This window comes from Nocardioides halotolerans DSM 19273 (assembly GCF_000422805.1).
GTDB classification, from domain to species: Bacteria; Actinomycetota; Actinomycetes; order Propionibacteriales; family Nocardioidaceae; genus Nocardioides; species Nocardioides halotolerans.
In genome coordinates this window covers 452,981-465,206 of record NZ_AUGT01000009.1, presented here as the reverse complement: position 1 = coordinate 465,206, position 12,226 = coordinate 452,981, and the positions used below count along the sequence as shown (strand labels likewise).

The window sequence follows — 12,226 nt, the reverse complement described above, 5'->3', positions numbered from 1 at the left end:
CTCAGGCGGCCAGCCGGGCCATGGTCTCGAGCACCTGCTCGCGGCTCGGGTCGCGCAGCTCGTCGACGACCCGGCCGTCGGCGAGGAACAGCACCCGGTCGGTGTACGCCGCCGCGACCGGGTCGTGGGTGACCATCACGACCGTCTGGTGGTGCTCGTCGACGCTGCGACGCAGGAGGTCGAGCACCTCGGCGCCCGAGGCCGAGTCGAGGTTGCCGGTGGGCTCGTCGGCGAAGACGACCCGCGGCCGGCTCACGAGCGCGCGCGCGACGGCCACCCGCTGCTGCTGCCCGCCGGAGAGCTGGTTCGGCTTGTGGTCGAGCCGGTCGGCCAGGTTGACCGTGGCGATCACCGCGTCGTACCACTCGCGGTCGGGGTCGCGGCCGGCGATCGACAGCGGCAGGAGGATGTTCTCGCGGGCGGTCAGCGTCGGCACCAGGTTGTAGGACTGGAACACGAAGCCGATCGCGTCGCGCCGCAGCCGGGTGAGGGCCTTGTCCTTGAGGACCGTGAGCTCCTGGTCGCCGATCATCACCGACCCGGAGTCGGCGGTGTCGAGCGCGGCCAGGCAGTGCATGAGCGTCGACTTGCCCGAGCCGCTCGGGCCCATCACCGCGGTGAACTCACCGGCCATCAGGTCGATCGTCACGTCGTCGAGCGCCACCACCTGGGTCTCGCCCGTGCCGTAGGTCTTGGTCAGGTGCTGCACGCGCGCGGCGACCGCTCCCTCCTGCGTCATGGGGCAACTCTGGCAGCCGGGGTGAAGCCCCGGCGATCGGGTATTGCCCCTCCATGCACGTCGAGCGCACGTTCACGGTCCCCCGCCCCGTCGAGGAGGTCTTCGACTACCTCGCGGACTTCACCCACACCAACGAGTGGGACCCCGGCACCGTGACCACGCGTCGTACGTCGGGCGACGGCGGGGTCGGCACGACGTACGCCAACACCTCGGAGTTCATGGGACGCACCAGCGACCTGACCTACGAGACCACCGAGCTCGACCGGCCGCGACGGGTGCAGTTCCGCGGCCGCAACGACAAGGTGCAGACCTCCGACACCATGACGTTCACGTCGTCGGGCGGGGCCACCGAGATCCACTACCGGGCCGACTTCGAGTTCGGCCGGCTGGTCAGCCTCGTCGCGCCGCTCGTGGTGCGACCCAAGCTGGAGAAGCTCGCCGACGAGACCGTCGCCCAGCTGCAGCGGTCCCTCGCTCGCGACTGAGACTCCGCCGTCCGGCCTGTCGAACACGTGTTCGATCTCGGCGTACACTCACGGCATGGACTTCCAGTCGACGCTGTTCGCCCCGCAGCCCGTGGACGACACCGGGGCCCTCGACTTCTCGACCATCGAGCGCACCACGCTCACCCGCGGCGCGTGGGTCGACATCGCCCGGGCGTGGCTGCCCGGCGCCGACGAGGTCTTCGAGACGCTGGTCCGCGACGTGCCGTGGCGTGCCGAGCGACGTCCGATGTACGACCGCGTCGTCGACGTCCCGCGGCTGCTCCACACCTACATGATCGGCGAGGAGCTCCCCCACGCCCGGCTGACCGACGCCCGTGAGGCGCTGTCGGACCACTACGCCGACGAGCTCGGCGAGCCGTTCCGCACCGCCGGGTGCGCCTACTACCGCGACGGCCGCGACTCGGTGGCCTGGCACGGCGACACGATCGGCCGCGGCAAGACCACCGACACCATGGTCGCGATCGTCTCGCTCGGCGACCCGCGCAGGCTGCACCTGCGCCCCCGGCTCGGTGGCGCCGACGCCGTGGTGGTCGAGATGGGCCACGGCGACCTCGTCGTCATGGGCGGCTCCTGCCAGCGCACGTGGGAGCACGCCGTCCCGAAGGTCGCCCACGCCGGGCCGCGGATCTCGGTGCAGTTCCGGCCGTTGAATGTGTTCTAGCGGCGTCCGAGGAACGAGGACGGCTGCTCGAACACGTTCAACATCGGTGGTCGAGCAGCGAGTGCGACCGAGGAACGAGGTCGCAACCGAGCGTGTCGAGACCTCCGCAGCCCGAGCTGGGAGCCGACCACGACCGGTACCTCGTGTCGCCCACGGGCGCCCCGTGACGGAATAGGCCGGTGACCACGGGAGGTTGTGCAAAGGATGACTACGACAACTCAAGAGAACATCGCCCGCGCCTCCGGCACCTTCCGCCTCGGTGGTGACCTCGAGGTCGTCCGCCTCGGCTACGGCGCCATGCGGATCACCGGTCCCGGCATCTGGGGCCCGCCGGCCGACCACGACGAGGCGGTGCGCGTCCTGCGCCGTGCCCTCGAGCTCGGCATCAACTTCATCGACACCGCCGACTCCTACGGCCCCAACGTCTCCGAGGAGCTGATCGCGGAGGCGCTGCACCCGTACGCCGACGACCTCGTGGTCGCCACCAAGGCGGGCCTGACCCGGCAGGGTCCCGACCGCTGGGTCCCGGTCGGCAGGCCGGCGTACCTGCGCCAGCAGGCCGAGCTCAGCCTCCGCAAGCTCAAGACCGACCGCATCGACCTCTTCCAGCTGCACCGCATCGACTCCGACGTCCCGATCGAGGACCAGGTCGGCGAGCTCAAGGCCCTCCAGGACGAGGGCAAGATCCGCCACATCGGCCTCTCCGAGGTGTCCGTCGACGAGCTGGTCGCCGCGCAGGCGGTGGCGCCGATCGTGTCGGTGCAGAACAAGTTCAGCCTCGGCGACCGTGCCTCGCAGGCCCTGCTCGACCACTGCACGACCGAGGGCATCGGGTTCATCCCGTGGCGCCCGGTCGCCGACCACGTCGACGACGGCGCGCTGCAGGCCGTGGCCGAGGCCCACGACGCAACGCCGTCGCAGATCGCGCTGGCCTGGCTGCTGCACCTCTCGCCGGTGATGGTGCCGATCCCCGGCACCTCGACGGTGGCGCACCTCGAGGAGAACACCGCGGCGGCAGCGATCGAGCTGACCGACGACGAGCTGTCCGCCCTGGGCTCCACCGGGTCCTGACCACACGAAACTGCCGCTTCCCTCAAGGAGTTCCTTGAGGGAAGCGGCAGTTTCACCGGGTACCCGGTGAATCTGTCCGACTCAGGTCGCCGGCGGGGCCGGCGGCGTGCCACCGGCCGACGGGTCGGCGGGCGGGGCAGGCGGGGTGGCCGGCGGGGTGGCAGGCGGGGCGGCCGGAGCGGCGGGCGCCGCAGGGGCAGCGGGAGCCGCCGGCGCGGCCGGGGCGGCCGGCGTGCCGAAGGACACCTGCGGGGCGACCTGCTGACCCTCGGGAGCGTCGTAGAACTCGCGCTTGTGCACGTTGGCGATGCCGGTGAACAGCATCCACGGGATCGTCATGACCAGCTTGTTGAGCGAGGCCACGGCGTCGTTGTAGTACTGGCGGGCGAACGCGATCTGGTTCTCGGTCTCCGCGAGCTGGCTCTGCAGCTGCAGGAAGTTCTGGTTCGCCTTGAGGTCGGGGTAGGCCTCGGCGACCGCGTTGACCCTGACCAGGGCCTGCTGGAGGGCGGCGTCAGCGGCGGCCTTGGCCGGCACGTCGTCGCCCGCGGCGGCGGCGATCACGCCGGCGCGCGCCTTCGTGACCTCCTCGAAGACGCCAGCCTCGTGCGCGGCGTAGCCCTTGACCGTCTCGACCAGGTTGGGGATCAGCTCGGCGCGGCGGGTCAGCTGGACGTCGATGCCGCCCAGCGCCTCCTGCGCCCCGATGTCGCTGGTCCGGAGCTTGTTGAAGCCGACGATCACGAAGCCCACGAGGGCCACGAGAACGACGATCACGATGATGGCGATGAGCATCTGGCTGTCTCTCTTCTGTGGGTGCTGCGCTGGTTTGTGCTCGACGGGTCGGGGCTCGGGATCTGCACCTACCCGGTCAGTATGGGGGTTTCGCGGGGCCGGTCCGGGTCACCACGACCCGCCGCCCCCGCCGCCGCCTCCGCCGCCTCCCGAGAAGCCGCCGCCCCCGCCGCCGCTGGACGACGAGGTCTGGGTGGCGTTGTAGGACGAGATGGCCCCGCCCACGGTGCTGTTGAAGTCGCCGACCATCGAGCTGACGAACGCGCCCGTGTTGCTGCCGGCGTAGGCGCCCGCGAAGTAGTGCGGCACCGGAGGCTCCTCGCCGACCTCGACGCGGTACTTCGCGGCCCACTCCTCCGCGCAGTCGAGCGCGACCGCCCACGGGATGTAGGCGGTGTAGAGCTCCTTGCGGCCCGAGAAGTCGAAGCGCTCCTTGCTGGACGGCGTCGCGAGCATCCGGCGGAAGCCGCCCACCCGCGACCACAGGTCGCGGCCCGCGCGGGTCCGGCTGGTGCCGGAGCCGGTGGCCATCAGGGAGGTGCCGCCGACGGCGAACGCGCCCGGAATCAGGCCGAGGGCGGTCATCGAGAACGGGTTCCAGATCGCGCAGACGAGCATCAGGCCGAAGCCGACCAGCACGAGCAGCCCGCCGAAGCCGCCGAGGCCGCTCTTCACCATGTTGCCGGAGGCCCGCGACCACGTCTCGACGCTGCTGTCGAACCGCGCGATCTCGTCCTTGAGCCGCAGCCCCGCCGACACGTCCTTCTTCGAGGCGGTGAACGACGACCCCGGACCGCCGAGGATGTGGGCGACGTCGGTGGTGACCGGGTCGAGCCCCGCCCAGCCCGCCGGGCCGGCCTTGTCGGTGATCGTCCACGAGTCGTTCTGCCCGCGGGTGAGGTCGATCGCGCCGTGCTCGGCGGCGTGCATCAGCGTCGCGACGTACGTCGTCCGGTCGACCGTCTCGCTGTAGATGTACTTCGCCTGCGCGGGTCCGATGCCGGCCGGTGGCTCGTAGAGGACGGGGAAGCCCGGCGGCCTCTCCCGCGACTTCGCGCCGAGGATCGAGCCGAAGGCGAGCGCGCCGGCCGCCGCCAGCAGCACGATGATCAGCAGCGGCAGGTGGGTGCTGAGCACGCGGTCCCAGCGGCCGGTCCACGGCACGGAGTTGCCGGCCGGAGGGGTCTTCATGTCGAGGCCGGTGGCGATCGTGACCGGGGTCCGGTCGGCGATCGGGCCGGTGGTGATGGTGAGGTCGGTCGTGCCGCCGCCCTCGGCGGTGCAGCCGGTGTCGGAGTTGTTGCCGATCGCGCACCTGACCTCGGCCTGGGCGGGCTCCGGGAGGTGGACCGTCAGCGTCGACTGCTCGATGTTCTGCTGCCAGCCACGCGGGATCAGCTGCCAGTAGAACATCGTGTCGACGTCCTCGCCGGTGACCTTCTCGTCGTTGTCATCGAGGACGCCGTCGATGTGGTACCTGAGCACGTAGGTGTGCTCGCCGACGTCGAGGGTCGTGCTGGCGCTGCCGATCTTCGCCACCCGCTGGCGGTGGTGGTCCTCCCAGCTCAGCTCGAACGGCTCGGCGTTGCCGTCGCGCGTGACCGAGATGTCCTCCGGCGTACGCCGCGCGTGCGGGGCGTTGTCGTCGACGATGTCCCAGAACCGGAAGATGCCGTGCTTGCCGTAGCCGGGGAAGTCGACGGTGATCGTCTCGGTGACGTCGAGGTCACCGTCGGAGTCGATGTCGAAGTCGGCCACGTAGTTGGTGATCGTGGTGTCCTCGAAGTTCGGCTCGACCGTGCCCTTGCCGTAGAAGAGCGCCGGGATGCAGAGCAACAGGGCGACGAGCAGCAGGCCGATTGCGGTCCCTACCAAGCGCTTCATGCCAGGGCCTCGCACGCTACGCGGCGCCCGGCATCCACGCTGGCAGCGTTGCCAGCGCTCGAAAGGCACCCAGCCTGCCAGCGCACTGGCGCCTTGCCAGCGCGGCGCCGAACACCGCTCGCTTGCACGATCCCCTGGCATGAAGCTTGCCGTTTCACGATGGCACACCCTAGGGCGTGATCGCCGCGTGCGTCTGTAGCCCGCGCGGATCAGCCGGATCCTGGTGCGCAATGGCCCGCGGGGCCCGTTTCCAGGCGGTCGCGGGGCGGCCGCGCGGGGTTATTGGCGTGCCCGATGTCGGTGGCTGCTGAGAGAGTCGGCGCAATGGCCACCACCACCTCCTCCCCCGGCCTCAGCGGCTTCTGGCGCGACCTCCCGCGCGAGGGGCGGATGATGCTGTCGATCGTCGTGCTCGAGTTCCTCGGCACCGGTCTCGTGCTGCCGTTCCACGTCGTCTACCTCCACGAGGTCCGCGACTTCGCCCTCAGCGACGTCGGCCTGCTCCTCGGCCTGCCGCCGCTCATGGGCCTGCTCGTCGTCGGCCCGGGCGGCTCGGCGATCGACCGGATCGGCGCCCGGCGGATCCAGATCGGCGTCCTGCTGCTGCTCGTCGGCGGCAACGCGCTGCTCGCGTTCGCCACCTCCCGCACCATCGCCGCGGTGGCGCTCTCGATCATCGGCATCGCCTTCGGCATGTCCTGGCCTGCGTGGCAGAGCGTGGTCGCCTCCGTGATCCCCTCCCAGCTGCGGCAGCGCTACTTCGGGGTCAACTTCACGCTGCTCAACCTCGGCATCGGGATCGGCGGCGTGGTCGGCGGCCTGTTCGTCGACGTGTCCGACACCCGCACCTTCCAGACCATCTACCTCGCCGACTCCGTCTCCTACATCCCGGCGCTGCTGCTCCTGCTCGGGCCGCTGCGCCACATCGCCGGCAAGGTCGAGGTGACCCACGACGACGCGGCCGCACCGATGGGCTACCTCGCGGTGCTGCGCAGCCCGGCCATGGCGACCCTCACCGTGCTGAGCTTCGTGTCGTCGTTCGTCGGCTACTCCCAGCTCAACGCCGGCATGCCGGCCTACGCCCGCGGCGTCGGAGAGGTCTCGACGCGCGGCCTCGGGCTCGCGTTCGCGGCCAACACGCTGGTGATCGTCCTGCTCCAGCTCGTCGTGCTCCAGCGGATCGAGGGCCGCCGCCGCACCCGCGTGATCGCGGTGATGTCGCTGGTGTGGGCCTCGTCGTGGGTGTGCCTGGGCCTGTCCGGGCTGGTGCCCGGCACGTGGGGCGCGACCCTGCTGGTCGCCGGCTGCGCGTCGATCTTCGCCTTCGGCGAGACGCTGCTGCAGCCGACGATCCCCGCCCTGGTCAACGACCTCGCGCCCGACCACCTCCGCGGCCGCTACAACGCGGTCAGCTCGGGCTCGTTCCAGCTCGCCGCGGTCATCGCGCCCCCGATCGCCGGCGTGCTCATCGGGCACGCACTGGGCGACGTCTACATCGGCCTGCTCGTCGTCGGCTGCCTGGTGTGCGGCCTCGTCGCCATCGCCCGCCTCGAGCCCCAGCTCGACCCGTCGGTCAACGGCGTCCGCGACGACGAGACCGCCTCCGACGGCGAGCTCACCCCGCCGGTGGTCTCACCCGTCGACTGACGCGTGGGCCGCCACGGGCATGCGGCCGGCTCGGAAATTCCTCGACTGTCGAGCAATTTCCGCGCCGGTGGCAGGCGGCGGCGGCAGGCGGCGGTGGCACGCGGGCTTTGCCGAAGAAGTTCGGCACCTGGTGCCGAAGATGCTCGGCAGAGCTGCCGCCACGCCCGGCAGTGCAGCATCGTCGGCGTGTACGCCGGAGGAAGCGGTGCAGTCCCGGGAATCCCGGCTCAGAGCGCGACGAGGAGCACCACGACCAGCACGATGAGCACGAGCAGCCCGAGGCCCTGCTTCCAGTAGGTCCGGGCCAGCACCGGCAGCACCGTCGACCCGAGGTTGATGGCGTCGCCGCCCCTCGCCGAGGCCGTGGACGGGGCCACCGGTGGGACCACCGGCGGGGCGATCGGCGCGACGACCGGTTCGGCAGGCGCCGACGCCGGCGCAGACGCGGGGTCCGGCACGGGGTCCGGCGCGGGGTCCGGCACGGGGTCCGGCACGGGGTCCGCCGCCGGGCCGGGACCGACTCCCGGGTCCTCGGTGGCACCCGCCACCGGTGACGCCGGCGGCGCAGAGTCGACCACCGACTCGCCGGGGACGGGCGCAGCGGCACTCCCCGGCGCCGCGAGCCGCTGCTCCAGGCAGGCCACGAACTGGCCCAGCAGCTTGTCCGAGACGTCCTGCATCACACCGCGCCCGAACTGCGCGGGCTTGCCGGTGATCGCGAGGTCGGTGAGCACCTCGACGTCGGTGCCACCGGACGCCGACGACCCCATCGACAGCGTGACCGTGGCGCCGGCGGTGCCGTTGCCGCGCTTGTCCTTCCCCTTCGCGTCGACGACGAAGCGGTGCGCCGCCTCGTCCTTCTCCACGAACGTGCCCGACCCGTTGTAGACCAGCGCGATCGGCCCGAGCTTGACCTTCACCGACCCGCTGAACGAGTCGCCCTCCGCCGAGGTGACCTGGGCTCCCGGGAAGCACTCCGCGACGGACGCGATGTCCTGGAAGTGCGCCCAGGTCTCCTCGACGGGGGTGGGGACGCTGAACCGGTGACTGAGGTCCATCGGCGGGGTCAGGCTCCTGCGGCGTTGAGGACGGCCCGGCGGGTGAGGACGCCGGCGAGGTGGCGGCGGTACTCCGCGTCCCCGTTGAGGTCCGACGGCGGGTTGGTCCCCTCCGTCGCCCGCTCGCTTGCGGTGCGGACGGCGTCGGCGGTGGCGGGCTGGCCGGCCAGCGCCTCCTCGACCCCGCGCGCCCGGATCGGCGTCGAGCCCATGTTGGTCAGGCCGACGCGCGCCTCGCTGATCGTGCCGCCGTTCGTCTGCAAGGTCGCGGCGACCGCCACGATCGGCCACTGGTGGGCCACCCGCACGAACTTCTCGTAGTGCGCGCCCCAGCCGGTGTGCTTCGGGATCCGGACCTCGGTGAGGATCTCGTCGTCGTTGATCGCGGTCTCGAAGAGGTCGACGAAGAACTCGTCGGCCGGCACGGTGCGTACGCCGGCCGGACCCGCGATCACGAACGTCGCCCCGAGGGCCAGGACGGGCGCACCGAGGTCACCGGCCGGGTCGGCGTGCGCGAGCGCACCGCCGAAGGTGCCGCGGTGCCGGATCTGGGCGTCGGCCAGGTGCTCGATCGCCTTCGGGATCAAGGCGGCGTGCTCGGCGACCAGCGGGTCCGAGCCGACCACGGCGTGCGGCGTCATCGCACCGATCACGATCGCGTCGCCGTCGTCGCGGATGCCCCGCAGCTCCTCGATCTTCCCGAGGTCGATGACCATCTCGGGCGCGTTGAGCCGCATCCGCAGCACCGGCAGCAGGCTCTGGCCGCCCGCGATGATCTTGGCGTCGTCGCCGTGCTGGGACAGCGCGGTCAGCGCCTCCCCGAGCGTGGTCGGCGCCACGTAGTCGAACTGCACGGGGATCACAGGTCCTCACCTTCTCCGGTCTCGCCGTGGTCCTGGTTGGGACCGTCGGGAGAGAAGTGCGGCATCGCCGACTCCTCCGTGGGGTCGGCTCCGCCGCCGCCGCTGTGGTTGATCGCCCGCCACACCCGCTCCGGGGTGCACGGCATCGTGATGTCGTTGATGCCGAGGTGCCGGACGGCGTCCACGACCGCGTTGACGACCGCGGGCGTCGACGCGATGGTGCCGGCCTCGCCGACGCCCTTCGTGCCGAGCGTGTTGGTCGTGGACGGCGACGTGGTGTGGTCGATCTCGAAGCTGATCGTGTCGGCCGCCGTCGGCAGCAGGTAGTCGACGAACGAGCCGGACACCAGCGTGCCGGCGTCGTCGTACACCGCCTCCTCCCACAGCGCCTGCGCGATGCCCTGCACCAAGCCGCCGTGCACCTGCCCGGCCACGATCAGCGGGTTGATGATGTTCCCGATGTCGTCCACGCAGACGTACTTGCGCAGCTTGAGCCCGCCGGTCTCCGTGTCGACCTCCACCGCGCACAGGTGCGTTCCGTGCGGGAAGGAGAAGTTCACCGGGTCGTAGGTCGACTCGGCGTCGATCCCGGGCTCCATGCCCTCGGGGTAGTTGTGCGAGGCGAACGTCGCCAGCGCCACCTCGGTGATCGACGTGCCCTGGTCGGTGCCCCTGACGGAGAACCGTCCGTTCGCGAACTCGAGGTCGTCGACGCTGGCCTCGAGCAGGTGCGCCGCGATCGGCCTCGCCTTCTCGATCACCTTGTCGGCCGCGAGCACCAGCGCCTCGCCGCCCACCACGAGCGATCGCGAGCCGTAGGTGTCGAGGCCCTTGTGCGAGACCTGGGTGTCGCCGTGCAGGATCTCGACGTCCTCGAACGGCACGCCGAGCCGGTCGGCGACGATCTGGCTGAACGCCGTCTCGTGGCCCTGGCCGTGCGCGCTCGCGCCGGTGATGACCTCGACCTTGCCCGTCGGGAGCATCCGGATCGAGGCGTGCTCCCAGCCGCCGGCACCGTAGTTGAGCTGCCCGAGCACCCGGCTGGGCGCGAGCCCGCACATCTCGGTGAACGTCGAGATGCCGATCCCGAGCTGCACGGTGTCGTTGTTGGCCCGGCGCTGCTCCTGCTCGGCCCTCAGCTCGTCGTACCCGAACATCTGCTTGGCCTTGGCCGTGGCCGCCTCGTAGTTGCCGGAGTCGTAGGTCATGCCGGCCACCGTGGTGAACGGGAACTCCTCGTGCTTGATCCAGTTCATCTCGCGGACCTCGAGCGGGTCCTTGCCGACCTCGGCGGCGAGCTCGTCCATCATCCGCTCGATGGCGTAGGTCGCCTCGGGCCGGCCGGCGCCGCGGTAGGCGTCGACCCACGTCTTGTTCGTGAGCACTGTCGTGCAGTTGAACTGGTAGGCGTCCCACTTGTAGATCGCGTTGAACATCCACGCGCCCAGCACCGGCACGCCGCCGCCGACGATGCCGACGTACGCCCCGAGGTCGGCGAGCAGGTCCACCTTCAGCCCGGTGACCCGGCCCTCCTTGGTCGCCGCCAGCGTGAGCTTCTGCCACTGGTCGCGGCCGTGGTGGGCGCTGACCAGCGACTCCGAGCGCGTCTCGGTGTACTTGCACGGCTTGCCGATCCGGCGGGCCACGAACCACGTGATCCACTCCTCCGGCGTGGTCTGGAGCTTGCCGCCGAAGCCGCCGCCCACGTCGGGCGCGATCACGCGGATCTTCGACTCCGGCACGCCGGTCGTCGCCGCGAGCAGGAACCGGGTGATGTGCGGGATCTGGGTCGCCGACCACATGGTGATCTGCTCGCCGGTCGGGTCGACCACGGTCGAGCGCGGCTCCATGAACGCCGGGATCAGCCGCTGCTGGCGGTACTCCCGCTCGATGACGATGCCGTCGCGGCGCGCCTCCTCCAGCACCTCGTCGATCGCCCGGCCGCTGCCCTGGCCGGCCGAGTCGAGCTGCCAGAACGCCGACTTGTTGGTGCCGAGGTCGGGGTGCGCGAGCACGGTGTCGGCGGCGGCCTCCTTGAGGTCGAGCGCCGCGGGGAGCTCTTCGTACTCGACGTCGACGAGCTCGGCCGCGTCGCGCGCCTCGGCGGCGGTCCGGGCGACGACGACGGCCACGATCTCGCCGGCGAACGCGACCCGGTCGATCGCCATCGGGAGGTGGTTGGGCGTGACCTGGTCGGTGGTGATCGGCCAGGCGTTGGCGTTCACGCCCTGCGCCTCGCCGAGGTCGGCCCCGGTGAGCACGTCGACGACGTTGGTCATCGCGTTGGCCGCGGCGGTCTCGATGCTGAGCACCTTGGCGTGCGCGTGCGGGCTGCGCACCATGGCGAGGTGCAGCATCCCGGGCAGCGCGATGTTGTCGGTCCAACGGGTGCGGCCGGTGATCAGCCGCTGGTCCTCCTTGCGGCGCCGGTCCTTGCCGATCTCGCTCTCGGCCGCAGGCGCGTCCTGGACGGCGGTCATGCGGGTGCCCCCTCGACAGCGCCCGAGGAGTGCTCGGCGGCGTACTGCACCGCCTTGACGATGTTGTGGTAGCCCGTGCAGCGGCAGAGGTTGCCCTCGAGGCCGAGCCGGATCTCCTCCTCGGAGGGGTGCGGGTTCTCCTTCAGCAGGTCGACGCTCTGCATGATCATCCCGGGGGTGCAGAAGCCGCACTGCAGGCCGTGGCACTCGCGGAACGCCTCCTGGACCGGGTGCAGCTGACCGTCCGTGGCCAGCCCCTCGATCGTGGTGACCTCGGCGCCGTCGGCCTGGACGGCCAGCACGTTGCAGGACTTCACGCTCTGGCCATTGAGGTGGACCGTGCAGGCACCGCAGTTGCTGGTGTCGCAGCCGATCACGGTGCCGGTCTTCCCGAGCTTCTCCCGCAGGTACTGCACCAGCAGCATCCGCGCTTCGACGTCGTCGGCGACCTTCTCGCCGTCGACGGTGAGGTTGATCCGCGTCATGGACTCTCCCTAGGCGTTCCGCGTGGGTATCACTGCC

11 protein-coding genes are annotated in these 12,226 nt (G+C 71.1%); 4 read left to right on the top strand and 7 right to left on the bottom strand.

The window, feature by feature from the left end; translation table 11 throughout:
• Position 1: 1 nt before the first annotated feature.
• Positions 2–739, bottom strand: coding sequence for an ABC transporter ATP-binding protein (locus G514_RS0102065; RefSeq protein ID WP_028650412.1), 738 nt, complete (start codon positions 737–739; stop codon positions 2–4).
• Between the two features lie 53 nt (positions 740–792).
• Here G514_RS0102065 and G514_RS0102060 point away from each other — a divergent pair, with 53 nt between their 5' ends.
• The 3 genes from G514_RS0102060 to G514_RS0102050 all read left to right on the top strand — a co-directional run bounded on the left by G514_RS0102060 (position 793) and on the right by G514_RS0102050 (position 2,977).
• Positions 793–1,224 (top strand): SRPBCC family protein, encoded by a 432-nt coding sequence (locus G514_RS0102060; protein ID WP_028650411.1) that lies wholly within the window; start codon positions 793–795, stop codon positions 1,222–1,224.
• Positions 1,225–1,279: 55 nt separating this feature from the next.
• A complete protein-coding gene (locus G514_RS0102055; RefSeq protein ID WP_051246487.1) occupies positions 1,280–1,906 on the top strand; it encodes an alpha-ketoglutarate-dependent dioxygenase AlkB in 627 nt (208 codons plus the stop codon).
• A 204-nt stretch (positions 1,907–2,110) separates the two neighbouring features.
• Complete coding sequence (locus G514_RS0102050) at positions 2,111–2,977, top strand: aldo/keto reductase (protein ID WP_028650409.1); 867 nt, start codon at positions 2,111–2,113, stop codon at positions 2,975–2,977.
• 81 nt (positions 2,978–3,058) lie between these two features.
• Here G514_RS0102050 and G514_RS24350 read toward each other — a convergent pair whose 3' ends face one another.
• Both G514_RS24350 and G514_RS0102040 read right to left on the bottom strand, forming a co-directional pair.
• Positions 3,059–3,772 (bottom strand): LemA family protein, encoded by a 714-nt coding sequence (locus G514_RS24350; RefSeq protein WP_084151703.1) that lies wholly within the window; start codon positions 3,770–3,772, stop codon positions 3,059–3,061.
• A 108-nt stretch (positions 3,773–3,880) separates the two neighbouring features.
• Entirely contained in the window at positions 3,881–5,656 is a 1,776-nt protein-coding gene (locus G514_RS0102040; RefSeq protein ID WP_028650408.1) for a DUF2207 domain-containing protein, read from the bottom strand.
• 324 nt (positions 5,657–5,980) lie between these two features.
• Here G514_RS0102040 and G514_RS0102035 point away from each other — a divergent pair, with 324 nt between their 5' ends.
• A complete protein-coding gene (locus tag G514_RS0102035) occupies positions 5,981–7,303 on the top strand; it encodes an MFS transporter (protein ID WP_028650407.1) in 1,323 nt (440 codons plus the stop codon).
• Between the two features lie 227 nt (positions 7,304–7,530).
• Here G514_RS0102035 and G514_RS0102030 read toward each other — a convergent pair whose 3' ends face one another.
• From G514_RS0102030 to G514_RS0102015, 4 genes are read right to left on the bottom strand one after another with little or no spacing between them, the layout of a single operon-like run.
• Entirely contained in the window at positions 7,531–8,361 is an 831-nt protein-coding gene (locus tag G514_RS0102030) for an SRPBCC family protein (RefSeq protein WP_028650406.1), read from the bottom strand.
• An 8-nt stretch (positions 8,362–8,369) separates the two neighbouring features.
• Positions 8,370–9,224 carry an FAD binding domain-containing protein gene (locus G514_RS0102025; RefSeq protein ID WP_028650405.1) on the bottom strand — a complete coding sequence of 285 codons (855 nt, stop codon included), beginning with the start codon at positions 9,222–9,224 and terminating at the stop codon, positions 8,370–8,372.
• Positions 9,221–11,704 carry a xanthine dehydrogenase family protein molybdopterin-binding subunit gene (locus tag G514_RS0102020; RefSeq protein WP_028650404.1) on the bottom strand — a complete coding sequence of 828 codons (2,484 nt, stop codon included), beginning with the start codon at positions 11,702–11,704 and terminating at the stop codon, positions 9,221–9,223. Before G514_RS0102020 ends, G514_RS0102025 begins: the two co-directional genes overlap by 4 nt.
• On the bottom strand, positions 11,701–12,189 hold the full coding sequence (locus G514_RS0102015; RefSeq protein ID WP_028650403.1) for a (2Fe-2S)-binding protein: 489 nt from the start codon (positions 12,187–12,189) through the stop codon (positions 11,701–11,703). Before G514_RS0102015 ends, G514_RS0102020 begins: the two co-directional genes overlap by 4 nt.
• Positions 12,190–12,226 lie beyond the last annotated feature (37 nt).